Annotated in this window: 21 protein-coding genes and 1 other RNA gene; 11 read left to right on the forward strand and 11 right to left on the reverse strand. The window is 50.7% G+C overall.

Features of this window, described 5'->3' with window-relative positions:
* The 3 genes from CKQ54_RS08835 (at position 1) to amtB (ending at position 3,854) form a co-directional block, all read left to right on the forward strand.
* The gene (locus tag CKQ54_RS08835) at positions 1-1,800 is read left to right on the forward strand and encodes a SmdB family multidrug efflux ABC transporter permease/ATP-binding protein (protein WP_113876137.1); all 1,800 of its coding nucleotides are present in this window, start codon (positions 1-3) and stop codon (positions 1,798-1,800) included.
* 341 nt (positions 1,801-2,141) lie between these two features.
* Positions 2,142-2,480, forward strand: a complete 339-nt coding sequence (glnK, locus tag CKQ54_RS08840; protein WP_009639071.1) for a P-II family nitrogen regulator — start codon at positions 2,142-2,144, stop codon at positions 2,478-2,480.
* 84 nt (positions 2,481-2,564) lie between these two features.
* Positions 2,565-3,854, forward strand: coding sequence for an ammonium transporter AmtB (gene amtB / locus CKQ54_RS08845; protein ID WP_120160784.1), 1,290 nt, complete (start codon positions 2,565-2,567; stop codon positions 3,852-3,854).
* 151 nt (positions 3,855-4,005) lie between these two features.
* Here amtB and tesB read toward each other — a convergent pair whose 3' ends face one another.
* Entirely contained in the window at positions 4,006-4,872 is an 867-nt protein-coding gene (tesB, locus tag CKQ54_RS08850; RefSeq protein ID WP_113876136.1) for an acyl-CoA thioesterase II, read from the reverse strand.
* Positions 4,873-5,151: 279 nt separating this feature from the next.
* Between tesB and CKQ54_RS08855 the strand changes: the two genes are divergently transcribed.
* Positions 5,152-5,733, forward strand: a complete 582-nt coding sequence (locus CKQ54_RS08855) for a YbaY family lipoprotein (protein WP_120160783.1) — start codon at positions 5,152-5,154, stop codon at positions 5,731-5,733.
* An 85-nt stretch (positions 5,734-5,818) separates the two neighbouring features.
* Here the strand turns inward: CKQ54_RS08855 and CKQ54_RS08860 are convergent, their stop codons facing one another.
* Positions 5,819-6,127 carry an MGMT family protein gene (locus tag CKQ54_RS08860; protein ID WP_112287521.1) on the reverse strand — a complete coding sequence of 103 codons (309 nt, stop codon included), beginning with the start codon at positions 6,125-6,127 and terminating at the stop codon, positions 5,819-5,821.
* A gap of 191 nt (positions 6,128-6,318) precedes the next feature.
* Here CKQ54_RS08860 and ffs point away from each other — a divergent pair.
* Positions 6,319-6,415: signal recognition particle sRNA small type (gene ffs, locus CKQ54_RS08865), an RNA gene on the forward strand.
* Positions 6,416-6,551: 136 nt separating this feature from the next.
* Here the strand turns inward: ffs and CKQ54_RS08870 are convergent.
* Both CKQ54_RS08870 and CKQ54_RS08875 read right to left on the reverse strand, forming a co-directional pair.
* Positions 6,552-7,901, reverse strand: coding sequence for an NCS2 family permease (locus CKQ54_RS08870; protein WP_120160781.1), 1,350 nt, complete (start codon positions 7,899-7,901; stop codon positions 6,552-6,554).
* Between the two features lie 80 nt (positions 7,902-7,981).
* Complete coding sequence (locus tag CKQ54_RS08875) at positions 7,982-9,763, reverse strand: adenine deaminase (RefSeq protein WP_120160780.1); 1,782 nt, start codon at positions 9,761-9,763, stop codon at positions 7,982-7,984.
* A 137-nt stretch (positions 9,764-9,900) separates the two neighbouring features.
* On the opposite strand from CKQ54_RS08875, the gene CKQ54_RS08880 reads away from it, so the two are divergent.
* On the forward strand, positions 9,901-10,851 hold the full coding sequence (locus CKQ54_RS08880; RefSeq protein ID WP_244220254.1) for a LysR family transcriptional regulator: 951 nt from the start codon (positions 9,901-9,903) through the stop codon (positions 10,849-10,851).
* Positions 10,852-10,933: 82 nt separating this feature from the next.
* On the opposite strand, the gene CKQ54_RS08885 is transcribed toward CKQ54_RS08880, so the two are convergent.
* The 3 genes from CKQ54_RS08885 to CKQ54_RS08895 form a co-directional block, all read right to left on the reverse strand.
* Complete coding sequence (locus tag CKQ54_RS08885; protein ID WP_013576617.1) at positions 10,934-11,137, reverse strand: HHA domain-containing protein; 204 nt, start codon at positions 11,135-11,137, stop codon at positions 10,934-10,936.
* A 45-nt stretch (positions 11,138-11,182) separates the two neighbouring features.
* Positions 11,183-11,551, reverse strand: a complete 369-nt coding sequence (gene tomB, locus CKQ54_RS08890) for an Hha toxicity modulator TomB (protein WP_104923047.1) — start codon at positions 11,549-11,551, stop codon at positions 11,183-11,185.
* A gap of 240 nt (positions 11,552-11,791) precedes the next feature.
* Positions 11,792-12,145, reverse strand: coding sequence for a hypothetical protein (locus tag CKQ54_RS08895; RefSeq protein WP_120160778.1), 354 nt, complete (start codon positions 12,143-12,145; stop codon positions 11,792-11,794).
* A 350-nt stretch (positions 12,146-12,495) separates the two neighbouring features.
* Here CKQ54_RS08895 and CKQ54_RS08900 point away from each other — a divergent pair, with 350 nt between their 5' ends.
* Genes CKQ54_RS08900 through CKQ54_RS08910 form a run of 3 tightly spaced genes read left to right on the forward strand, consistent with a single transcriptional unit; the run spans position 12,496 to position 15,033 of the window.
* The gene (locus CKQ54_RS08900) at positions 12,496-13,257 is read left to right on the forward strand and encodes a metal ABC transporter ATP-binding protein (protein WP_120160776.1); all 762 of its coding nucleotides are present in this window, start codon (positions 12,496-12,498) and stop codon (positions 13,255-13,257) included.
* Positions 13,254-14,111, forward strand: a complete 858-nt coding sequence (locus CKQ54_RS08905; protein WP_112287526.1) for a metal ABC transporter permease — start codon at positions 13,254-13,256, stop codon at positions 14,109-14,111. The genes CKQ54_RS08900 and CKQ54_RS08905 overlap by 4 nt, the downstream gene beginning before the upstream one ends.
* 43 nt (positions 14,112-14,154) lie before the next feature.
* Positions 14,155-15,033, forward strand: a complete 879-nt coding sequence (locus tag CKQ54_RS08910; protein ID WP_120160774.1) for a metal ABC transporter substrate-binding protein — start codon at positions 14,155-14,157, stop codon at positions 15,031-15,033.
* Positions 15,034-15,158: 125 nt separating this feature from the next.
* Here CKQ54_RS08910 and ykgO read toward each other — a convergent pair whose 3' ends face one another.
* The 4 genes from ykgO to CKQ54_RS08930 form a co-directional block, all read right to left on the reverse strand.
* Positions 15,159-15,299 (reverse strand): type B 50S ribosomal protein L36, encoded by a 141-nt coding sequence (gene ykgO, locus CKQ54_RS08915; RefSeq protein WP_004954542.1) that lies wholly within the window; start codon positions 15,297-15,299, stop codon positions 15,159-15,161.
* Between the two features lie 20 nt (positions 15,300-15,319).
* Positions 15,320-15,574 carry a type B 50S ribosomal protein L31 gene (locus CKQ54_RS08920; RefSeq protein WP_112287528.1) on the reverse strand — a complete coding sequence of 85 codons (255 nt, stop codon included), beginning with the start codon at positions 15,572-15,574 and terminating at the stop codon, positions 15,320-15,322.
* A gap of 119 nt (positions 15,575-15,693) precedes the next feature.
* Positions 15,694-18,846, reverse strand: a complete 3,153-nt coding sequence (gene acrB / locus CKQ54_RS08925; RefSeq protein WP_113876130.1) for a multidrug efflux RND transporter permease subunit AcrB — start codon at positions 18,844-18,846, stop codon at positions 15,694-15,696.
* Between the two features lie 16 nt (positions 18,847-18,862).
* On the reverse strand, positions 18,863-20,038 hold the full coding sequence (locus CKQ54_RS08930) for an efflux RND transporter periplasmic adaptor subunit (protein ID WP_112287530.1): 1,176 nt from the start codon (positions 20,036-20,038) through the stop codon (positions 18,863-18,865).
* A gap of 141 nt (positions 20,039-20,179) precedes the next feature.
* Here CKQ54_RS08930 and acrR point away from each other — a divergent pair, with 141 nt between their 5' ends.
* Both acrR and mscK read left to right on the forward strand, forming a co-directional pair.
* Positions 20,180-20,818: a multidrug efflux transporter transcriptional repressor AcrR gene (acrR, locus tag CKQ54_RS08935; RefSeq protein ID WP_112287531.1), complete on the forward strand. Its 639-nt coding sequence runs from the start codon at positions 20,180-20,182 to the stop codon at positions 20,816-20,818.
* Between the two features lie 172 nt (positions 20,819-20,990).
* Positions 20,991-24,386, forward strand: a complete 3,396-nt coding sequence (mscK, locus tag CKQ54_RS08940) for a mechanosensitive channel MscK (protein WP_120160772.1) — start codon at positions 20,991-20,993, stop codon at positions 24,384-24,386.
* Positions 24,387-24,396: the final 10 nt, after the last annotated feature.

The raw sequence follows: 24,396 nt of genomic DNA on the forward strand, positions 1-24,396 counted from the left end.
ATGGCTGAACAAAAAGTGAGTAAAATCCAGAAGCTCTGGCCTACGCTTAAACGTCTTCTGGGATATGGCAAACCTTACAGTAAGCCTCTGTCTTATGCGGTGCTGATGCTGTGGATTGCCGCCGCAGCGGAAGTCACCGGCCCGATCCTGATCAGTTTCTTTATTGATCACTATGTGGCGAAAGGTGAAATGCCCTGGGGGAAAGTCAGTTTGCTGGCGCTGAGTTTCATCTTCCTGCAATTTCTGGCAGCAAGCCTGCACTATTTTCAGGCACTTCTGTTTAACCGTGCTGCGGTTGGCGTGGTGCAGCGTTTGCGCACCGACGTCATGGATGCGGCATTGCGTCAGCCTTTGAGCGCCTTTGATACCCAGCCGGTCGGGCAGCTGATTTCGCGTGTGACCAATGATACTGAAGTGATCCGTGACCTTTATGTCACTGTTGTATCGACGGTTTTGCGCAGCATTGCGCTGATTGGCGCAATGCTGGTGGCGATGTTCAGCCTTGACTGGCGACTTGCCTCGGTGGCTATCTGCATCTTCCCGGCTGTGTTTGTGGTGATGGGGCTGTACCAGATTTACAGTACGCCGGTCGTTCGTAAAGTGCGTGCTTATCTGGCGGACATTAATGATGGCTTCAACGAAGTCATTAATGGCATGAACGTTATTCAGCAATTCCGTCAGCAAAAACGTTTTGGTGAACGACTGTCCCGCGCCAGTCAGTCACATTATATGGCCCGCATGCAGACGCTCAGGCTCGAAGGATTTTTGCTGCGGCCATTACTCAGCTTATTTTCATCCCTGATTTTGTGCGGCCTGTTAATCTTGTTCGGTTTCAGTGCCGAAGGCTCGATTGGCGTGGGGGTTTTGTATGCTTTCATCAACTACCTCGGGCGTCTCAACGAACCTCTGATTGAGCTGACGTCGCAGCAATCCATTCTCCAGCAGGCTGTAGTCGCAGGTGAACGTATCTTTGATTTGATGGACCGGACTCAGCAGCAGTACGGACCGGACGATAAGTTGCTGACCAGCGGCGAGATTGATATTCGCGACGTCAGTTTTGCCTACCGCCCGGACAAATGGGTGCTGGAGAATATTACCCTGCATGTCCCTTCACGTGGATTTGTGGCGCTGGTCGGGCACACAGGTAGTGGCAAAAGTACGCTGGCGAATCTCCTGATGGGCTATTATCCGCTGAATAAAGGTGAGATCCGCGTCGACGGGCGTAACCTTGCTGATCTCTCGCACTCCAGTCTGCGAAAGGGAATTGCTATGGTCCAGCAGGATCCGGTGGTGCTGGCGGAATCGGTATTCTCTAACGTGACTTTAGGTCGCGATATTGATGAAGCTCAGGTCTGGCACGCACTGGATATTGTGCAGCTTTCTCCGCTGGTACGGGGAATGCCGGAAGGGTTGAATACGCGTCTGGGCGAACAGGGTAATAATCTCTCTGTCGGACAGAAACAATTGCTGGCGATGGCGCGCGTTTTGGTGCAGGCACCAGAAATTCTGATCCTTGACGAGGCAACGGCCAATATCGACTCAGGAACCGAGCAGGCAATTCAGCGTGCTTTACGTGCCATTCGTCAGCAAACAACTCTGGTTGTAATTGCACACCGGCTGTCGACGATTGTGGATGCAGATAATATTTTGGTATTGCACCGCGGGCAAGCCGTTGAGCAGGGCAACCACTTACAGCTGCTGGCAGAAAAAGGCCGGTATTATCAGATGTATCAGTTGCAACTTGCCGGGCAAGAACTGGCGTCAGCTGAGCAGGGAATTCCTTCCACAGAAAACGCATAAACTGTCAGCTGGCGTAACGCGTTCGCTACGCCAGCATTCTCTCCTCAACGTCTTATCCTCGCGCCATCCCATCCCGCGCACCGTATTCATGCAGGCAAAATACTTGCGGTTTACACCTTGCACTATAAAGCAGCGATGAGCACTTAAATGGTGCGTGCGCTGCTGTGTGCTGTGTGGCGAAACAACTGTGCGCCCGGTCACGATTATTCTGAAAATGCCAGTTTGCGCGGGAATTGCAGGAATCTTTCATCAGTTTCAACTCTGGCACACCCTTTGCTTTATCCCTTGCGTATCGGGCGCGAATCCTCTCGCGGTAAGCCCTTAATTCGAGGAGTGGCACAATGAAGCTGGTTACTGTGGTGATCAAACCTTTTAAGCTGGAAGACGTGCGTGAAGCGCTGTCTGCTGTTGGAATTCAGGGGCTGACCGTAACGGAAGTTAAAGGTTTTGGCCGTCAGAAAGGTCATGCCGAACTTTACCGTGGCGCGGAATACAGCGTGAACTTCCTTCCAAAAGTAAAAATCGACATTGCTATTGCTGACGATCAGCTCGATGAAGTGATCGACGTGATCAGCAAAGCGGCCTACACCGGCAAGATCGGTGATGGCAAAATTTTCGTTGCTGAATTGCAACGTGTTATCCGTATTCGTACTGGTGAAACCGACGAAGCAGCACTGTAATTTCCGGTTTTTATCTCTCATGCCAACCGGTTTGAGATAAATCAGATTAGAAAAACAGTTTTGAGAAACAGGGGTGGGTTAATAATGAAAAAACTTTTATCCATGATGGGGCTGGGCGCAGTGGCATTATTGCCTTCGTTTGCCATGGCCGCAGCACCAGCCGCCGCCAACGGCGCTGATAACGCCTTTATGATGATTTGTACTGCGCTGGTATTGTTTATGACCGTACCTGGCGTAGCGTTGTTCTACGGCGGTTTACTGCGTTCCAAAAACGTTTTATCCATGCTGACTCAGGTTATTGTGACCTTCGCATTGGTCTGCGTTCTGTGGATCCTTTACGGTTACAGTCTGGCATTCAGCGAAGGTAACGCCTTCTTCGGTGGTTTCGGCAACGTAATGATGAAAGGCATTGGCCTGGATTCTGTTACCGGCACCTTCTCTCAGATGATCCATGTGGCATTCCAGTGTTCATTTGCCTGTATCACCGTGGCACTGATCGTCGGTGGTATCGCTGAACGTGTGCGTTTCTCTGCGGTGCTGATTTTCACCGTGATCTGGCTGACCTTCTCCTATATTCCAATGGCGCACATGGTGTGGGCGGGCGGTTTCCTGGCTGCTGATGGCGCGCTGGACTTCGCCGGCGGTACCGTTGTTCATATCAACGCCGCTATCGCGGGTCTGGTCGGTGCTTATCTGCTGGGCAAACGTGCTGGTTTCGGTAAAGAAGCGTTCAAACCTCACAACCTGCCAATGGTGTTCACTGGCGCTGCAATCCTGTATGTCGGCTGGTTCGGCTTTAACGCCGGCTCTGCAAGTGCAGCAAGTTCCATTGCCGCGCTGGCGTTCCTGAATACTGTGATTGCAACGGCTGGCGCAATCCTGTCCTGGACTCTGGTTGAGTGGATGGTTCGCGGCAAGCCTTCTCTGCTGGGCGCAAGTTCCGGTGCTATCGCAGGTCTGGTTGCCATCACTCCGGCGTGTGGTACGGTCGGCGTGGGCGGTGCGTTGATCATCGGTCTGGTCGGCGGTGTGACTGGCCTGTGGGGTGTTGTTACCCTGAAAAAATGGCTGCGCGTTGATGATACCTGTGACGTATTCGGTGTTCACGGCGTCTGCGGTATCGTAGGTTGCCTGCTGACCGGCGTATTCACTTCCAGCTCTCTGGGCGGCGTGGGTTACGCAGAAGGCGTGACCATGGGCCATCAGGTTTGGGTTCAGTTCTTCAGCGTTTGCGTCACACTGGTGTGGTCTGGTGTTGTGGCCTTCATCGGTTACAAAGTGGCTGACATGATTGTAGGCCTGCGTGTTCCTGAAGAGCAGGAACGTGAAGGTCTGGATGTGAACAGCCACGGCGAAAACGCCTATAACCAGTAATGGCTCAGTAACAGGATTTCAGAGAAAGTAGTGCGCTAACTCTCTCATTAAGCAGTACAAAACAATAAAATAATGATGATATGCGAAAGGGGCGATAATGATATCGCCCCTTTTTAATGCACAGTTTTTGCCAACCGTGATCGGAGAATGTTTATTCAGGCGTCCGCTGGCGGATCACGCCTTCCTGTACCGTAGAGGCAACCAGCACGCCATCACGGGTATAAAATTGTCCGCGTACAAAACCACGAGCGCCCGAAGCAGATGTGCTTTCAACGGCGTATAGCAGCCAGTCATCCATACGGAAAGGGCGGTGGAACCACATCGAATGGTCGATGGTCGCGACCTGCATTCCCGGCTCAAGGAACCCGATACCGTGCGGTTGCAATGCAGTCGGCAGGAAATTGAAGTCCGAGGCATAACCCAGCAGATACTGATGGATGCGCAAATCATCCGGCATTTCTCCGTTAGCCCTGAACCAGACCGCGCGGTGAGGTTCTTCTACACTTCCCTTCAACGGGTTGTGGAATTTCACCGGACGCATTTCAATCGGCTTGTGACCAATGAATTTTTCGCGGAATTTTTCAGGGATCAGATGCGCCAGATTTTTGGCAATATCTGATTCTGAAACCAACGTTTCTGGTGCCGGGACATCAGGCATGGTGTTCTGATGTTCGAAGCCGGTTTCCTGGCTCTGGAACGACGCGGTCATATAAAAAATCGGTTTGCCATGCTGAACGGCTTTTACGCGGCGTGCGCTAAAACTGTTGCCGTCTCGCAGAATTTCCACGTCATAAATGATGGGTTTGCTGCTGTCACCCGGACGCAGAAAGTAGCTATGAAAAGAGTGAATACCGCGATCGACGGGCACGGTTTGTTTAGCGGCGTACAGCGCCTGACCGACAACCTGACCACCAAAGACCTGACGCAAGCCCAGATCTTCACTTTGACCACGAAACAGTCCTTCTTCGATTTTTTCCAGATCTAACAGGTCCAGCAGATTTTTTAATGCCTGACTCATAGTGGCCTCATGAAAGTTACCGGTGATATTGACCTAAGTTGTTCGGGATACTGCAGGCAGGAATGTTCTGAAATACACCTTCGCTGACAGGTCTAACCTGTTAATCATAGTGGATCTTTTGAAACCTCAGAAGTCTTGTTTTATCCTCGGGGCGGCGAACTCTGGTTTTTTGTGCCATGATTAATGGGTAAGCTGGTTTAAGTCACTAAGTTCATCGTCGGCGCTGGTTACGTTTGTTACAACTTGTCGACAATCGAATAATAAAAGGGAGAAGGATCAATGAAACTTTGGCAGATAGTAGGTGGAACCGCGCTGTCTCTGACTCTTGCCGGATGCGCACAGCATCACGAGGCTCCAGCGCAGCAACCTCCAGTGAATACCGCGGCCAGCCCGGCCACTGCACCTGCGATCACCGGCCCGAACGTATCGGGTAGCGTGTTCATCAATCAGCGTGTGGCCTTGCCGCCAGATGCGGTTCTGACCGTGACCTTGTCTGATGCTTCGGTTGCTGATGCGCCGTCGCGTGTCATCTCGCAGAAAGTCGCGAGAACCCAGGGCAAACAGTCACCGTTTACCTTTATCCTGCCGTATAACCCACAGGAAATTGCGCCTAATGCGCGTGTTCTGTTAAGTGCGGCGGTGACCATTAATGGTCAGGTAACCTTTGTTACTGACAGCATCAAAGAAGTCATCAATAACGGTCAGGGCACGCGTGCCGACCTGCAACTTGTTCCGGTCGTAGCCGTCCCTGTGGCGACTAAACCGAATGCTCTGGCGCCAATGACTAACCCGTCAAATTCGGGTCTGGGCACGGCACCGGCACCGGTAAGTGCAGTTCCGAAACAGTCAGCAACGTACTAATTCGTTACTTACTTATTCGTGACTCGTGATGATTCAGGCACCGCTCCGGCGGTGCTTTTTTATTTGCGTAATTATGTGCGCAAAACTACCACTTCCAGCCATACTTTTCTAAATCGACTTTGCCTTTCTTAAAGATAATCCCTTCGGCCAGAAGCGCCTGACGCTGACGTTTAAAGTCCTCACCCTGGAGGGAAATTTCACCGTGGCGATTAATCACCCGATGCCAGGGAAGTGTGCTGCCTTCGGGTAACTTTTTGAGCACACCGCCCACCTGACGTGCCGCCCGCGGAGAACCAGCCAGCTGAGCGACGTTGCCATAAGTCGTGACCTGACCCGGGGGAATGGCAGCGATTATCTGGAATACGCGCTGGCGAAAGTTATCGGGCTCTGACATGACATCCTCCTCAGTGTTTGGCAAACAGTATGACGCAAAAAATGTCCTTCTGTCCGTCCAGATTCAGGCGTATTGTTTAAGAAAACAACGGTTGTCGGCGGTTAACTTGCTTTTGCCTCGGGCATCACAGATAATGCCCACCGCTTCGATTCTTTCAGGAGAAATGAAGCCGACAACGTCAATGGGGGCCCTGTTGGTTCTCCCGCAACGCTAACTTGTTAACTCGGTCAGGTCCGGAAGGAAGCAGCCATAGCAGGTGTCGTGTGTGCCGGGATGTAGCTGGCAGGGCCTCCACCAATTTCAGGCCTTCCCGTTTTATCAATCCCCTTATTTTCCCGATTCATTACTCCCTCTTAGCCAAACTGCGCCCATAAAAAAGGGCACGTTATCCGCGCCCTGGTTTGCTGATTGTTTACTGGTTTTTTTAGTGATGAACCAGCGTCGCAAAGTAATACACCAGCGGGATGGCGAGTATATACAATCCCAAAGGCACTTCGCGCACCTTACCGGCCACCACTTTAATGATGATGTAAAACAGCAGGCCACCGGCAATTCCGGTACCGAAGCTGTTGGAAATCAGGGTAATCATCACCATCATCAGCACCGGCAGCGCATCAGTGAAGTTAGCCAAATCGACCTTGCGCAGGTTACTGAACATGTTCAGGCCAATCAGGATCAGCGCAGGTGCGGTCGCTTCTTTCGGGATCATCAGCGCAACCGGTGTGAACAATAGCATCAGCAGGAACATCACTGCGGCAGACAGCGCCGTCAGGCCTGTTTTACCTCCGGCTTCTGCAGCCGCGGACGATTCTATCAGCGCGGTTGCGGCTGGGATCCCCACAATCGGGCCGAGCGCTGCGGCAACAGAGTCCACCATGAATGGACGGTTGATGTGCTTCATATTGCCATGTTCATCAAGCAACCCGGCTTCTCCGCCTACCGCCAGCGTTGTGCCCATCGTTGAGAAGAATTCTGATGCAAAGAAGATGAACAGGAAAGGCAGGAAAGCGATATTAATCGCGCCGATCAAATCGACTTTGCCCAACAGCGGAGCCACTGAGTGGGGCAGGGAAATCCATTGTTCCGGCAGATGCGTCACACCAAACGGAATACCGGCCACGGTCGCCAGTAAAATAGCCCAGAGAATTGCTCCAGGTACTTTGCGCGCCTGCAATCCCACGGCAAGCATCAAACCGAGCAGCGCAATCAGCGCACCCGGCGCGGTGAAATCGCCTAACGCCAGTGCATGTGTCTTTGCATTAGCCATCACCAGTCCGGCGTTACGAAAACCGAGCAGGGCAACGAAAATACCAATCGATGCCGTCAGACCGAGTTTGATGGACTGCGGCACAGAACGTGTGACGACTTCCCGCAGACCAAAAACAGTCATCACGAAGAATAAAATACCCGACCAGCAGGCTATCCCTAATGCGATGGGCCAGCTGATGCCGTCACCGGCCAGCGTGACTCCGACCAGCACGGAACCGCCGATGCCGGGGCCGACCATAAACGGCAGATTAGCGTAGAACGCCATCAGTAATGAGCCCAGCACAAATACCAGGATCACGCCGGTTGTCGCCGCGCCTTTGTCCATCCCGCTCACTGCCAGCAAACCGGGGATCACCACCAGCAAATAAGCAGCGGCGAGGAATCCGGTGATCCCTGCCAGACATTCGGTTTTCACCCGGGTCTGGCGCTGATGTAAATGAAAGCGTCGCTGCAACCAGCTTTCCTGCGTTGAGGTTGCTACGTTTTTAACAGAACTTTCAGACATGCTTAAATTCCCCTGACGATAATTTTTATAATGTTGTGTTTGCTATCATTTCTGTTCCGGCGTGGCGCCGGAGGGCAGATTTATTCCGGCCAGATTTCCAGAACCGGGTCGACGATTTCACGCAGTCCGCCGTCAGTGAGACCTAAGTCAGTCAGATGCGGCCCGGCATTACACGCCAGACATGTGCCTTCGATGGCTTTGAAAACGCGGTAAGGGGGTTCCCAGTCGGCTATCTGTGCGCTGAGTTCACGCAAGTTTTTGAATTGTTCAGCCAGTTGTTCCGCTGGCAATTCAGAGAGCATTCCGGCAATGGGCATATCCACTTTAGCCAGCAATGTGCCGTTTTGGCTGAGTGCCATTCCGCCGCCGCTGGAGATGAGCTGATTCGCCGCCACAACCATATCTGCGGGGGAACGTCCCAGTACCACCAGATTATGGGAATCGTGCGAGTAGGAAGTGGCAATCGCTCCGCGCAGTTCTCCCCAGCCCTCCAGTAATGCCATTTTGGGGGTGGCGTCGTGCCGCCCGTGGCGGTGCTGTACCCAAATCAGGCTGAAGCCTTCCGGGAGTTGTACCACGCCGTCTTTGACGTCAACGGTCACTTCGCTCCACTGTGTAAAGCGTGCGCCTTTGATATTACGCAGACGGGCTTTGCCGTTTGTCAGCCCAGCAATTTTCATGCAGAAGTCGTCTGGAATAAGTGCGCTGAGCCGCATTGTGTCAAGAGGAGGTGTCACTCCACTGGCCGCCGCTGGCGTGAAGAGAAGTTTGCTCTCTTTTGCCACACAATTTCCGGCCACGTATACGGCGTGCGGATGCAGATTTTCCAATGAATCAAACGCGATGATATCTGCCGTACGGCCTGGTGCAATCAGCCCTAAATCTGAACGTTGCATGCGTATAGCGGCGTTGAAAGTCGCCATGCGCAACACATCTTCGGCACGTAACCCGTGTGAAATTAGCAACTTGACTAACGCAATCAGCCCGCCTTTTTCCAGCAGATGATCGGGCGTAACATCATCAGTACACAGCGTAATCTGTGAGGAAAGATGTGGCAGCGCCAGCAACGCAGCAGCGATCTCCGGCAGAAGATAAGGATGCGAGCCGCGGATTTGCAGCGTCAGACCGGCGCGCAGTTTTTCCAGTGCATCTTGCGCAGAAGTCAGTTCGTGATCAGAGGTGACGCCAGCCGCCAGATAGGCTTGCAACTGTTCATCTTTCAGCCCGCGGGCATGGCCTTCGATCAGTTTGCCGCTGTTTAAACCGGCCTCGAGAATTTCCAGCATCCGCCCGCTGCCATTAATCACGCCGTGCATATCCATGACTTCTGCAACCCCGGCGACTTCCGGCCAGCTCAGCATGGTTTGCATTTCCTGACCGTGAAAGTCAGCGCCGGACATTTCTAAACCTGGAGTGGAAGGTACGCTGGAAGGGGCTGCGCAAATCACGCGCAGAGGTAAATTACGGCTCGACTCAACGGCATATTGCACACCGGCGACACCCAGCACATTTGCCAGTTCGTGCGGATCCCAGAACACGGTGGTCGTCCCCTGAGCAACGACAATCCCGGCGTATTTTTCCGGCGAAAGGTGAGAGCTTTCGATATGCACATGGGTGTCGATAAGTCCCGGCGAAAGATAGCGACCGGTTAAGTCATCGACATTTTCTGCCTGAGAGAATTTTCCACGCGGATGGACGCTGGCAATCATATTGCCAATGATCCCGACATCGGCTTCGCGAATTTCCCCCGTCACCATATCGATAACGTTTGCGTTGATAAGCAGACGATCAAAAGGGATTTTCCCTAACGCAGCCTGAACCGCGCGCTGGCGCAGGGGTAACGGAGCAATGTTTTCAGTCATGTCAGTATCCGGATTTACAAAGTGATGGGGCTAATGTAGGGAGAGGGAATGGCTTTGCACAGATGAATTATTTTATCCGTTTATAAGATGCGGTTATGCTGAGCAAACGTTTTCTATTTTTAGCGGGATCCCTGACCATCATGTCTGAACCCTGGCGCCGGTTGCCTGCGCTCTCCCTTAAGCAAATTCAATACTTTGTAACGCTGGCGCAGTTACGCAGTTTCACCGACACGGCGAACCGTCTGGCGATCAGTCAGCCAGCTTTAAGCAGCGCACTGCGGCAAATTGAATCAGTGCTGGGGGGAAAATTATTAAACCGCACCGCTCAGGGAGTCAGCCTGACCGAACAGGGCGAAGCTGTTTTACCTTATGCAGAAAGGCTACTGAATACAGCGCATAGTGCCTTCGATGATATGCAACAAATTATGCGGCAGGGGGGTGATGGAACTTTACGTATCGGATTAGTGCCTTCAGTCAGTACGTTGTTATTCCCGGTCGTTCCGCAGTTATTATCGGAATATTTCCCTGATATGCGTGTGGAATTTCATGACCTGACAAACGATGCATTATTACTGGAACTGGAGAACGGATCTGTGGATTTTGGTATTGGTGCGACCGACAGCACGGTGCCGGATTCTGTCGCGATATATCCGCTGCTGGAAGACCCTTTTGTGGCGGTGATCCGGCGCGATGATCCCTTATCAGAAGGTCATAATATTCCCTGGAGACAACTGGCTAAAAGGGATATTGCTTTGTTTTCAAAAGGAAATGTTAGCAGGCTGGTGAGTTCATTGATTGAAAGTAACAGGCTGAATTTGCGGGTGAGTTATCGAGTGGATTTTCAGGAGACGTTATATGGTTTAGTTCGTTCACGTCTGGCTCTGGCGATATTACCAGAGTTATATACTGCAACACTTAATGATGATGAATTAACAGTGATTCATCTGCAGCAACCCACATTAAGTCGTACAGTTGCGATGATGCGTAAGCCTGCGCCTCTGCGCTCGCCTAAAACAGAACAATGTTTCCAGTTTCTTTTACAAACATTTCACCGGCAGATCAAAGAGAAAGCAGAAAGAAATATCTGAAGAAATAGTTAAAAATTGCTTAAGTTATTTTGTATGAATTATGAGCGTCAGGTCGAAAGGTATTTCGACCTGACTCTGTCTGTCAGCGTACAAATTTCCAGACTGATACCGGGATTTTATCGTACAGCTTGTTCATCGTTAGCTCCGCTAAACGATGATCAGCTGCTGAGTAAAACAATTCCAGCTCGTCGTCGGACAGTTCATACTTATTCTTTTCAATGACACGTTCAAGTGTATCAATAGTGGTGCATTTTCTTAAACGCATCAAATAGTCGATTTTGTTCATCTTAGCCTTTTCATTTTTATCTGATGACTGCATATAAATTATTACTCAAGTCTTCATTAGGGTACAGATGTAGTCCCCTGAGAACATTCTGAATAATCGCTTCTTGGTCTTTTGCCATTGGCGTAAATCAGAATCGTTAATTCCATAATTGCTGAACAGGGTGTAGGTATCATCCAGATACTCTTCAACCAGATCACTTAAATGGGTATCGTCCGGATACTTAATTTTAAAGCTCATCACAAAGGATGCAATGTGCTCAATCAGTTCATTGAGCTGCAGGTTAACAGCAGAAGTGGGGTCGTTGACCCAACCGTGGTGACTGTCACCCAGTGTCGCGATGCCTTCATCGTACAACATTTCATTCAGGTAGCGTAACTGAGCGATATCGTGCCGCTTAGGCGAGTACTCATCCATATCATCCCCTCCGTAATGGTTTATTCGGTGTTGATAACACTCTGTGAGTAAACAACAAAACTTGATGGCTTACAGAAAACGGCTCTCACTACTAACGCTATGAACTGACTAACGCTATGAACTGACTTATACATCAAAGACAATCGCAGTCTTTGGGATGAACTTTCTCAGGCTAATTACACAACATATAATTTAAATATAATTCATTTTGAGAAAGCTGCGCAAACGTATTACTCAAACTTACAATTCTTCAGCCGTTGAACCTTTGAACAAATCAATAATATCAAACTCCAGACCTGCCGGCTTTACAAGGAATGTGACACTTTGCGTCGTGAACTCTTGTGCATTAATGTCCAGACAACCGTTGAAAATCGTCCATCTGAAATGGTAGTTCAGCGAATAACAATTTTCGCCAATTGCAACGATTGACACGATTTGCAAAGAATTGGGTTCGTAACGTGCATTTTCTGAGAAGTAAGTTAAATCACCAATTAAGGGTTCTTCAATTTCAGATAAATAACGTTCAATAATCTGCAGCAAATCTGAAGGAGTCAGATTTTCCCCATTAATAGGGTAGGGGATAAATTTTTTCACCGGTTTTCGCCTTTGAACTCCATACCTTTCTATTATTGCATACTTTTATCAGGATGTGTTTTGAGCAGAGAAAAAAATTTCCAGTGCGAAAAAACATAACTTTCTGATTGTAATGACAATTAGTTTCTATTCATCAATTTTTACCCTTTTCTAACAATTTCGCCTGGCCCGGGGTGTGCAATCCTCGTTCCGAAAGGGCATCTGGTAAAAAATCGAAACAGTTCATGTATTGATACAAAGCTTAGTGTGTGATGTTATATTGTAACGAATGGAGGGGCTATGACCAAAACACTCTTTACACTTTCTTCGCCAGTGCGCTGTCTCGCCGTGCTGGCTGTACTGGCTATTTTATGGGCCGCAATTTACTGGGCAATATCGCTACCATGATTTTTGTTAATAATGTTGAAGTCGGCTATGACCGCCGGGCGGTTGCGATGCCGATCAGCGGGCAGTTTCTTTCGGGCTCACTGACGGCGGTTATCGGGGCTAACGGGGCGGGTAAATCCACTTTCCTCAAAACGCTGGCTGGCCTTCAGCAGGCGGTTGCGGGCAATATTACCTTCACCGGCGGAAAGCGTCCGCGTCTGGCCTATTTACCGCAGCAGGCGGAATTGGATCGCGGTTTTCCGATCAGCGTATTCGACCTGGTCGCCATGGGGTGCTGGCCGCAAAGCGGACTTTTTGGCGGCATAAATCAGCAGTCAGCCACCGCAGTAACTCAGGCGCTTGAGACGGTCGGGATGACTGAAATGTCGCATTTGCCCGTAGGTTCGCTTTCTGGTGGTCAGCTGCAACGCACTTTATTCGCGCGATTACTGGTGCAACAGGCGCCTCTTATCATGCTTGATGAACCTTTTACCGGCATCGATACCCAGACAACGGAACTGCTGCTCAAGGTGATTGCGCAGTGGCATCAGGAAGGCAAAACCGTCATTGCGGTTTTACATGATATCTCAATGGTTGCCCGGCATTTTCCTCATGTGCTTTACCTCAGCGCGCAACAGAATCTGTGGGGAACGGCGCACGACGTATTGGGTCACTTCCCGCATCAGGCGCATGCCTGTATTTCGACCGAACCTTTTTCTCTCGTCGCGGGAGCCGCCAATTCATGATGCTTTTTCATTTACTGGCCGATCCCTTTATTGAGTTTGGTTTCATGCGCCGCGCGTTAATTGCCTGTATCGCATTATCCATCAGCGCCACGCCTCTGGGCGTTTTCCTGCTATTACGCCGGATGAGTCTGGTGGGAGACGCACTTTCCCACGCCGTATTACCGGGTGCGGCTATCGGTTATCTGATTTCAGGAATGTCGCTGGTCGCCATGGGAATTGGCGGTTTTATTGCAGGACTTGCAGTGGCAATGCTGTCAGGCCTGGTGAGCCGCCGCACGCAATTAAAAGAAGATGCCAGTTTTGCCGGTTTCTATCTGGGATCGCTCGCGCTGGGTGTGACGCTGGTTTCCCTGCGCGGTTCCAGTGTTGATCTGCTACACGTTCTTTTTGGCTCCATTCTCGCTATCGATTCCTCAGCAATGATTATGGTCGGCATTATTACCAGTGTGTCATTGCTGGTGCTGGCCTGTATTTATCGCGCCCTGGTCATAGAATCTTTCGATTCACTGTTTTTACGGGTCAGCGCAGGGAAATGGCTGGCGGCGATACATGGGATTTTCCTGGCGCTGGTCGTTGTGAACCTTGTTGCCGGCTTCCAGATCCTCGGCACGCTGATGTCCGTCGGTTTGATGATGTTACCCGCGGCCAGCGCACGTTTCTGGGCGCAGGATTTACCCCATACCTTGCTGAGCGCCATGATTATCGGTGTGATCGCCAGTATCGTCGGGCTTATCTGGTCTTATTATGCTTCGCTGCCCGCAGGCCCGGCTATCGTCCTCAGCGCGACGGTGATCTTCTTTATTTCAGTTTTATTTGGAAAGCGGGGCGGGATGTTAACGGCTTCGCGAACTTAAGCAGCAGTAAATTAATAAGCAGTACCACAATTAAGGGGACATGATGAAAGTATTACCTGTATCACTCGCAGCAGCTGCCCTGCTGTCGAGCCCGCTGGCTATGGCGAAAACCGTGGATGCGGTGGCCAGTTTTTCTATTCTCGGGGATATCGTTCAGGAAGTGGGCGGCGAGCACGTTAAAGTGACGACGCTAGTCGGACCTGACGGTGATCCGCACAGCTTTGAGCCTTCGCCGAAAGACAGTAAGGCGATTAACGCGTCTGATGTCGTTTTCGTCAGTGGCTTAGGTCTGGAGGGGTGGATCGATCGTCTGGTGACGGCTTCCGGTTACAAAGGTCATTTGGTGACGGCATCTGAAGGTGTTAATTCCCGTAAAATGGAAGAAGACGGCAAACAAATTACCGATCCGCACGCCTGGAACAGCATGGCGAACGGCGTGATTTATGCGACCAATGTGATGAATGCGCTGATCAAAGCCGATCCGGAAGATGCTGACTATTTCCGCCAGCGCGGAACCGCCTATATTGAGCAGTTACAGAAGCTTGATGCGTGGGCCAAAACTGAATTCACCGGCATCCCTCAGTCAAAGCGTAAAGTGCTGACCAGCCATGATGCTTTCGGTTATTTTGGTCAGGAATACCATGTCAGCTTTATGGCACCGGTCGGCTTTTCTACCGAAGCGGAGGCCAGCGCCAGCGGAGTCGCGTCGCTGATTAAGCAGATCAAAGCGGAGAAGGTGAAAACGTACTTCATCGAAAATCAAACCGATCCGCGTCTGGTGAAACAGATTGCTGCGGCGAGCGGCGCGCAACCTGGTGGTGAGCTGTATCCTGAAGCACTTTCAGGCCCGCAAGGCCCGGCCACGACGTATATCAAAGCGTTTAAGCATAACGTTGAGACGATCGTTGCCAGCATGAAATAAGATTTCCCCTCCTCACGGTTTCGCTGTGAGGAGGTTTTACATCATGTCTTAACATAAGAAAAAGCCCCGTCGGGCAAGCGGCGGGGCTTTTATTTTTTATGAGGGCGTAATGGAAAGGCGCAGCGTTAACGCTTTTTCTTTCTGCCCTGCACGGCTTTAAAACGCGGATTGCTTTTACAGATCACATAAATCCGGCCTTTACGGCGAACCACGCGACAATCCGGATGACGATTTTTTGCCGAACGTAATGAACTCAGAACCTGCATAACAATTTCCCTGATGTTGTTTACTTTTTACCGAGGAAGCTGCCGAAGCGTTGATTGAATCGCGCGGTGCTGCCTTCTTTTGAATACTCTTTCTGCTTACCGGTGTAATACGGATGGGAAGCGGAAGAAACTTCAATCGTGATGTAAGGGTAGGTTGCACCTTCCAGCTCAATGGTGCGGTCTGTCGAGATGGTTGAACCGACCTTGAAGTATTCATTAGCACTGGTGTCGTGGAAAACCACGGTGCGATACGCAGGATGGATAGCGGGTTTCATAATGCCTCAAGTTGTTATGTTATACTATAACAATGAGTATGCACCCATCTGTTTTCCGGTTCAAGACTCAGGCGAAAAAAAAGGCCGCATAAGCGGCCTTTCGTCAGTATGAGGATCCGTTACAGCGTCGGATGCTCTGTTTTGTGCGTATGTTCGATATCCTCGTTCTTCTTACCGAAGCGGCGACGAACCACTACGAAGAAGACCGGAACAAAGAAGATCGCCAGCAGCGTTGCTGTGATCATCCCGCCCATTACGCCGGTACCTACGGCGTTCTGAGAACCGGAACCTGCACCGGAGCTGATTACCAGCGGCATTACACCGAGGATAAATGCCAGTGAGGTCATCAGAATCGGACGAAGACGCATACGAACCGCTTCAAGTGTGGATTCGATCAGACCCTTACCTTCTTTGTCCATCAGGTCTTTGGCGAACTCAACAATCAATATGGCGTTCTTCGCGGACAACCCGATGGTGGTCAGCAGGCCTACCTGGAAGTAAACGTCGTTACTGAGTCCGCGCATCGTGGCTGCCAGAAGCGCACCCACAACCCCGAGCGGAACCACCAGCATGACCGAGAACGGTATTGACCAGCTTTCGTACAACGCTGCCAGACACAGGAATACGACAATCAGGGAGATAGCGTACAAGGCCGGAGCCTGGTTCCCTGACAAGCGTTCCTGATAGGACAGACCGGTCCAGTCATAGCCGATACCGCTTGGAAGTTTGGAAGCCAGAGACTCCATCATCTCCATTGCAGCACCCGAACTTTTGCCCGGAGCTGGCTGACCCAGAATTTCCATGGATGGCAGACCGTTGTAACGTTCCAGACGTGGTGAACCGTATTCCCATTTCGCACTGGAGAATGCGGAGAACGGCACCATCTGGCCAGCACTGCCACGGACATACAAGTTATTGATGTCTGACGGCAACATACGGTATTTATTTTCAGCCTGAACGTACACTTTCTTCACGCGACCACGGTCGATGAAGTCGTTGACGTAGCTACCACCAATCGAAGCACCGAGAGTGGTGTTGATGTCGGAAATTGAAACGCCAAGTGCCGTTGCTTTTTCCTGATCAATTTCGATTTTGAACTGTGGTGTATCTTCCAGACCGTTTGGACGAACCTGAGTCAGCAAGTCCGGATGTTGAGCAACCATGCCCAGCAACTGGTTACGTGCCTGTGTCAGTTTGTCATGTCCAAGGTTAGCCTGGTCAATCAACTGGAAGTCGAAGCCTGTCGCTGTACCCAACTCAACAATCGCTGGCAAGTTGAACGGGAATACCAGTGCATCTTTAATGGTGCTGAATGCGCCCATCGCACGGCCTGCAATGGCAGGAACTTTATTCTCCGAGCCGCTACGCTCAGACCAGTCTTTCAGACTGATAAACGCGATACCGGTGTTCTGACCACGACCAGCAAAGCCAAAGCCGTTAACCGTAAACACGGACTTCACGTTGGCTTTTTCTTTCGTCAGATAGTAATCGCTGACTTCGTCGAGCACTTTCTGTGTACGCTCCTGGGTCGCACCTGCTGGCAATTGCGCCATGGTCAGGAATACGCCCTGGTCTTCTTCCGGCAGGAAGGAGGTTGGCAGGCGGATAAACAGGAATGCCATGCCGACAACGATCAGCAGATAAATCACCAGATAACGACCGGTGCTGCGCAGAATGTTGCCTACGCTGTCGGTGTAGTGGTGCGTGCTTTGGTCAAATTTCTTGTTAAACCAGCCGAAGAAACCTTTCTTATCGTGATGCTCACCTTTGGCAACCGGCTTGAGCATGGTCGCACAAAGCGCAGGTGTCAGGATCATCGCCACCAGAACCGACAGCACCATGGCCGAAACGATGGTGATGGAGAACTGACGGTAGATAACACCGGTAGAACCACCGAAGAAGGCCATCGGGATGAATACTGCGGACAGCACCATCGCGATCCCCACCAATGCACCCTGGATCTGCTCCATGGATTTTTTGGTGGCCTCTTTCGGAGGCAGGCCTTCTTCGACCATGACACGTTCGACGTTCTCGACGACGACGATGGCGTCATCGACGAGCAGGCCTATCGCGAGCACCATCCCGAACATTGTCAGGGTGTTTATCGAATAGCCAAACGCTGCCAGAATTGCAAAGGTACCGAGCAGGACCACCGGAACCGCAATGGTCGGGATAAGCGTTGCGCGGAAGTTTTGCAGGAACAAGAACATGACCAGGAATACCAGGACGATGGCCTCGAACAGCGTTTTACCTACTTCTTTAATCGAGATTTTTACGAACGGCGTGGTGTCGTACGGGTAAACAATTTCTAAGCCAGCCGGGAAGAATGGCTCAAGCTTAGTCAGTGTGGCTTTTACAGACGCCGCGGTATTCAGGGCGTTCGCACCCGTTGCCAGTTTGATACCCAAGCCTGACGCAGGTTGTCCGTTGAAACGGGCAATAACGTCGTAGTTTTCACCGCCGAGTTCGATTTTAGCCACATCTTTCAGGCGAACCTGAGAACCATCCTGATTTACTTTCAGAATGATTTTGCCGAATTCATCCGGTGACTTCAGACGGGTCTGCGCCACGATAGATGAGTTCAATTGCTGGCCCGGAACCGGTGGTGTACCACCGAGCTGACCTGCTGCGATCTGGTTGTTCTGTACTTTGATGGCGTTGATGACATCTACCGGCGTCAGCTGGAAGTTGTTCAGTTTGTTCGGATCCATCCAGATACGCATCGCGTACTGAGCACCAAACAGCTGAACGTCACCTACACCCGCAGTACGGCTGATAGGATCCTTGATGTTGGAACCGACGTAGTCGGCGATATCATCCTGGGTCATTGAACCGTTATTGGAAATAAAGCCCGCTACCATCAGGAAGCTGCTGCTCGATTTCTCAACCGAAATACCCTGTTGCTGAACTTCCTGCGGCAGCAATGGTGTTGCCAGCTGCAGTTTGTTCTGAACCTGTACCTGCGCGATATCTGCGTCAGTACCGGAAGCGAAGGTCAGGGTAATCTGAACAGTACCTGATGAATCACTGGTCGACGACATGTACATCATGTTGTCGATACCGTTCATGTTCTGTTCGATAACCTGAGTAACGGTATCCTGTACGGTCTGCGCATCCGCACCCGGATAAGTTGCGGTCAGCTGGATAGCCGGTGGCGCAACGGTTGGATACTGTGCGATTGGCAATTTAAGTATTGCCAATCCCCCTGCCAACATGATGATGATCGCAATTACCCATGCAAAGATGGGACGATCTATAAAAAACTTAGCCATGAATTACCGGCTCCTATTAAGACTTCGTCGCTGTAGCGGGTGCTGCTGCGTTTTGATCGACTTCCTGTGCAGTAACCTGTACGCCTGGCTTAATTTTTTGCAGACCTGTCACGATAACTTTATCGCCACTTTTCAGGCCGTCTGTCACGACCCATTTGTCGCCAATTGCCTGCGTTGTGGTCACTGTACGAATTTCAACTTTATTGTCCGCACCAATCACCATCGCCGTGGCATCACCACGTGGGTTACGGGTAATACCTTGCTGAGGAACCAGCAGAGCGTTGTCGTTTACGCCTTCATCCAGACGCGCGCGCACAAACATACCTGGCAGCAGGGCGTCATTTGGATTAGGGAAGATGGCACGCAAAGTAATGGAACCGGTGGTTTCATCAACAGTCACATCAGAGAATTCTAATGTACCCGCCTGTGAATATTCTTTACCGTTATCCAACAGCAGCTTGACTTGTGCTTTGCCGTTAACTTGCTTGAGTGAGCCATCTGCCAGTTCCTGCTTCAGACGCAGGAAATCGTTGCTCGACTGAGTGACGTCAACATAGATAGGATCAAGTTGCTGAACAGTTGCCAGCGCATTGGTCTGGCCGGTCGACACCAGCGCACCTTCAGTTACCGACGAAATACCGATACGTCCGCTAATAGGGGAGGTGACCTTGGTATAAGCCAGATTGATACGCGCGTTTTCAACCGCAGCTTTGGCGCTGACAACAGCGGCGTCAGCCTGAGCGGCAGTGGCCACAGCGGTATCGTAATCTTGCTTACTGATGTAGTTAGTGCCAAGCAGAGGTTTATAACGAGTCACCGTCAGACGGGAAATCTGTGCATTCGCCTGAGCTTTTACCAGATCGCCTTTAGCGCTGTTATACGCGGCCTGATAAGTGGCTGGATCAATCTGATATAACGATGTCCCGGCTTTAATTTCGCTGCCTTCAACGAAATTACGTTTAAGAATAATGCCGCCAACCTGCGGACGTACCTCAGCGATGCGAAAAGCAGCAGTACGACCAGGAAGTTCGGTAGTCACATTCAACGGTTCAGTTTTGAGAGTAACGACCCCAACCTGCGGAGCATGAGGTGCACCTTGTTGAGCTTCTTTATCGTTACATCCTGTAAGTGCTAAGCTTCCGGATAGCATCAGAACTACCGCCAGAGGCGTTAACCCTCTGTTTTTGTTCATAAATAAACCTCAAGTGTCCGATTTCAAATTGTCCAATGGATCACAACATTCCAAATCCATTGCTGCGCTTTTAGTATGTGCGTGCTATGTTACATACATTCAAGAATGTATGTAAATCAAACTCCCCTTAAAGATAAACCTATGGCACGAAAAACCAAATCACAGGCGCTGGAAACCAGACAACAGATTCTGGATGCTGCTGTGCGTGAGTTTTCTGCCCGTGGGGTATCGTCGACATCACTGACTGATATTGCGAATGCAGCCGGTGTGACGCGGGGCGCAATTTATTGGCATTTCAGGAACAAAGTGGAGCTGTTTAATGCGATTTGGGAAGCTTATGAATCCCGCATAAAAGTGCTTGAAGTAGAGTATCAGACAAAGTATCCGAATAATCCACTGCGTATTTTACGCGAAATCTTAATTTACATTCTGGTCGCCACTGTCACCGATAGCCAACGTAAAGCATTGATGGAGATTATATTCCATAAATGTGAATTTGTTGGGGAGATGACATCAGTTCATGAAGCGCGCAAAGCGTTATACATGGAAGGATACGGTAAAATCGAGCGTATTCTCGTGCGCTGTATAGAAGAAAAGCAGCTCCCGGTTGATCTTGATACCCGCCAGGCCGCCATTATTCTTCGTGCTTATCTCACAGGGCTGATGGAAAACTGGTTATTTATTCCTGAAAGCTTTGATTTAGAAGGAAATGCTGGGCGATTCGTGGATACTTATATAGACATGTTGTGCCATTCGTCCTTTCTCACTGCGGTAAAATAACCGCTCAATACTTTCCTGTTAATTAATAAGCCTGCAAATTTATATCCCGTTTTGTTTATAAAATACACACTCTGATGTTGTATTCAGAAACGCTTTTCTCCTTCCTTTCATCGCCAACGCTGCTATTGTCATCTCCATATTATTCATTCAGTAAATGAGTTGACGCTGACGTATGTGTATCCGGTTTTTAGCCGCCCCTTCTGATGTAAGGCTTTCCCTGAAAAAAAGGGGAATGACAGGTTTTTTCACGTTTGTGATATGCGTTGCACTGCTTTTTATCTCCTTTTCCGGCCATGCGGCAAGTAATGATATTCCCGGCAGGAATGAAGTTCAGAACCAGCTTGATGCGTTAAACCGCCAGAAGAACCTGACGCCGGTGGATAAGCTTTCGCAACAGGATCTGATCCACACACTGGAATATCTTGATGCGCTGGAAAGAGTGAAGCAGGAAGCAAATCAGCTGCAAAAACAGGTCGCCGACGCACCGCAAAAGCTGCGGGTCGCCATGGACGGTCTGGATCAGATCAAAAACAATCCGAAAGATGATGTGAATAAAGCTCAGCTTTCCGCTCTGTCGCTGCGTCAGCTGGAAAACCGTCTTAATGACACACTCGACGATTTGCAGTCCTCGCAGGAAGATTTATCGACTTTTAATACGCAGCTGATTTCCCTGCAAACTCAGCCTGAGCGCGTCCAGAACGCGATGTACTCCTATTCGCTGGCGATTCAGAAAATCCGTAATCAGCTCAACGGCATGTCGCCCGGTCAGCAGGATTTACGTAACACGCAACAAAACATGCTGGTCACGCAACAGGCTTTACTTGCGGCGCAGATTGACCTGCAACGTAAGAGCCTCGAAGCCAATACCACGTTGCAGGATTTACTGCAAAAACAACGTGATTACACCAACGCGCACATCAATCAGCTTGAACACACCGCGCAGTTATTGCAGGAAGTGGTCAACGGCAAACGGCTGATTTTGTCCGAGCGGACAGCGAAAGAAGCCCAAACGCCGGACGATGCCTCGAATATCCAAAATGACCCGCTGGTGGCGCAGGAACTGGGAATTAACCGCCAGCTCAGTGAACGTCTGATTGCCGCAACCGAGGAAGGCAACCAGCTGGTTCAGAAAAATATCACAGTTAAAAACTGGCTGGATCGTTCGGCGCAGGCTGAGCATGACCTTAAAGAGCAAATTACGGTGCTGAAAGGCAGCTTATTATTGTCACGAATTTTGTATCAGCAGCAGCAAAATACTATCCCGCCTTCCGGTCTGATGACCGATATGAGCACGCGGATTGCAGATTTGCGGCTTGAGCAGTTCAAAATTAATCAGCAGCGTGATGCCTTATTTCAGGGCGACAGTTACATTCAGGGGGTGGTGACCAACAGCAAAGAGACGATTAATGACGATATCAGCGATGCGCTGGATCAGATTGTTGATATGCGCCGAGAACTGCTTGATCAACTGAATAAGCAACTGGGTAATCAGCTGTCGCTCGCCATCAATTTGCAGATTAACCAGCAACAATTGCTGAGCATCAACCAGTCACTGACCGAAACGCTGACTCAGCAGATTTTCTGGGTGAGCAGTAACAAGCCGATGAACTGGGAGTTCATCAAATCATTGCCGGGCGATGTCAAAAGTCAACTTAGCGACCTGCATGTCAGTATTCCACCGGGTGAACTGATGCTGGGTGCGTTGCATTCCCTGCCGGTGACCATCCCGTTGCTAATCGTTATTTTGCTGCTGTTATGGCGCAGGAAATACATTGATCAGCGGATTGATATGTTGAGTAATGATGTCGGACAACTCAAGCGCGACAGCCAGCTGCACACGCCGCAGGCGCTGTTACTGATGGCTCTGAACGTTTTACCCGGCGTGTTGCTGATGCTGGGCGTCGGCTACTGGCTTTCGCAATGTGATATCGAACCGAGCGACTTTTTATGGACGCTGGCGCAGCGGCTGGCGGTGTTCCAGCTGGTCATGGGCTTTTGCTATCGTATTCTTAAACCCGGTGGGATCAACGAGCGGCACTTTAATACACCTGCGGCCACTTGCGCGCATTATCGTCGTTCCGTCATTCGTCTGAGCCTGGTGATGTTGCCGCTGATTTTCTGGTCCGTGCGCGGCGAGAAAGCACCGCTCGGTCTGGTGGATGACATCATCGGGCAGGTGGTGATTTTCCTGACGCTGCTGGCGCTGACGGTTCTCGTATTCCCGATCGCACGCGATGGCTGGCGTGAAAAAGATTCTCACAGCATTCGTCTGGTGGTGGTCACGGCGATTGCGATTGCGCCGGCTTTCCTGGTCGGGCTGGTGGTCACCGGATATTTTTACACCACGCTGCGTCTTGCGGGCCGCTGGATTGACAGTCTTTACCTGCTGATTTTCTGGAACATTATTTATCTCACTGCGCTCAGGGGATTAAGTGTTGCCGCACGGCGTCTGGCGTATCGTCGTGCGCTGGCCCGCCGTCAGACAAACCTGGCGAAAGAGGGCGCTGAAGGCAATGAGCCGGTTGAAGAACCGCAAATTGGTCTGGATCAGATTAACCAGCAGTCGCTGCGCCTGACCACCATGGGGCTGTTCTTCATCTTCGCGACAGTCTTCTACTGGATTTGGTCTGACTTGTTGACGGTGATTTCCTATCTCGACAGCATAACGTTATGGCATTACTCCAGCACGGTGGCGGGCGCGGTCATTCAGCAAACCGTGACGCTGGGCAATTTATTACTCGGTTTCCTCGCCGTGATTGTGGCGTATGTTCTGACACGAAACCTGCCGGGCCTGCTGGAAGTCGTAGTGCTGTCGCGGCTGCAATTGCGGCAGGGGACGTCGTACGCTATTACCACCATCCTGACGTATTCGATCACGGTGATCGGGGCCATTACAGCGCTCGGTTCTCTCGGGGTTTCGTGGGATAAATTGCAATGGCTGGTGGCGGCGCTGTCGGTCGGGCTGGGCTTTGGTTTGCAGGAAATTTTTGCGAACTTTGTTTCAGGTCTGATTATCCTGTTCGAACGCCCGGTACGTATTGGCGACACTGTGACCATCGGAGCATTTTCCGGCACGGTCAGTCGTATCCGTATCCGCGCAACTACCATTATCGATTTTGACCGTAAAGAAGTGATCATTCCTAACAAAGCCTTTGTGACGGAACGGCTGATCAACTGGTCACTGAGCGATACCGTCACCCGCGTGCTGATCAAAATTGGTGTGGCGTACGGTTCTGATCTGGATAAAGTGAAAGAGATCTTGTTGCAGGCGGCGCATGAAAACGCCCGAGTGATGAGTGATCCGGCACCGCTGGTCTTCTTCCTTAATTTTGGTGCCAGCACGCTCGATCACGAACTGCGAGTTTATGTTCGTGAACTGGGTGACCGCAGTTATACCGTCGATGAACTTAACCGCAGTATTGATAAACTGTGCCGCGAGAACGACATTAATATCGCCTTCAATCAGCTGGAAGTGTATCTGCACAATCAGGACGGCAGCGAGATTCAGGAAGTTAAGCGCGTGTTGAGACAACCGGGTGATGAACCGGATGCGTTGCCTCAGGGCTAATGGGAAGCGG

This window comes from Rahnella variigena, from assembly GCF_003610915.1.
Classification (GTDB): Bacteria; Pseudomonadota; Gammaproteobacteria; order Enterobacterales; family Enterobacteriaceae; genus Rahnella; species Rahnella variigena.

Coding starts and splice junctions, on each gene's coding strand:
- CKQ54_RS08835 (WP_113876137.1), top strand. CDS start 1: ATGGCTGAACAAAAAGTGAGTAAAATCCAGAAGCTCTGGCCTACGCTT.
- glnK (WP_009639071.1), top strand. CDS start 2,142: ATGAAGCTGGTTACTGTGGTGATCAAACCTTTTAAGCTGGAAGACGTG.
- amtB (WP_120160784.1), top strand. CDS start 2,565: ATGAAAAAACTTTTATCCATGATGGGGCTGGGCGCAGTGGCATTATTG.
- tesB (WP_113876136.1), bottom strand. CDS start 4,872: ATGAGTCAGGCATTAAAAAATCTGCTGGACCTGTTAGATCTGGAAAAA.
- CKQ54_RS08855 (WP_120160783.1), top strand. CDS start 5,152: ATGAAACTTTGGCAGATAGTAGGTGGAACCGCGCTGTCTCTGACTCTT.
- CKQ54_RS08860 (WP_112287521.1), bottom strand. CDS start 6,127: ATGTCAGAGCCCGATAACTTTCGCCAGCGCGTATTCCAGATAATCGCT.
- CKQ54_RS08870 (WP_120160781.1), bottom strand. CDS start 7,901: ATGTCTGAAAGTTCTGTTAAAAACGTAGCAACCTCAACGCAGGAAAGC.
- CKQ54_RS08875 (WP_120160780.1), bottom strand. CDS start 9,763: ATGACTGAAAACATTGCTCCGTTACCCCTGCGCCAGCGCGCGGTTCAG.
- CKQ54_RS08885 (WP_013576617.1), bottom strand. CDS start 11,137: ATGAACAAAATCGACTATTTGATGCGTTTAAGAAAATGCACCACTATT.
- tomB (WP_104923047.1), bottom strand. CDS start 11,551: ATGGATGAGTACTCGCCTAAGCGGCACGATATCGCTCAGTTACGCTAC.
- CKQ54_RS08900 (WP_120160776.1), top strand. CDS start 12,496: ATGGGCCGCAATTTACTGGGCAATATCGCTACCATGATTTTTGTTAAT.
- CKQ54_RS08905 (WP_112287526.1), top strand. CDS start 13,254: ATGATGCTTTTTCATTTACTGGCCGATCCCTTTATTGAGTTTGGTTTC.
- CKQ54_RS08910 (WP_120160774.1), top strand. CDS start 14,155: ATGAAAGTATTACCTGTATCACTCGCAGCAGCTGCCCTGCTGTCGAGC.
- ykgO (WP_004954542.1), bottom strand. CDS start 15,299: ATGCAGGTTCTGAGTTCATTACGTTCGGCAAAAAATCGTCATCCGGAT.
- CKQ54_RS08920 (WP_112287528.1), bottom strand. CDS start 15,574: ATGAAACCCGCTATCCATCCTGCGTATCGCACCGTGGTTTTCCACGAC.
- acrB (WP_113876130.1), bottom strand. CDS start 18,846: ATGGCTAAGTTTTTTATAGATCGTCCCATCTTTGCATGGGTAATTGCG.
- CKQ54_RS08930 (WP_112287530.1), bottom strand. CDS start 20,038: ATGAACAAAAACAGAGGGTTAACGCCTCTGGCGGTAGTTCTGATGCTA.
- acrR (WP_112287531.1), top strand. CDS start 20,180: ATGGCACGAAAAACCAAATCACAGGCGCTGGAAACCAGACAACAGATT.
- mscK (WP_120160772.1), top strand. CDS start 20,991: ATGTGTATCCGGTTTTTAGCCGCCCCTTCTGATGTAAGGCTTTCCCTG.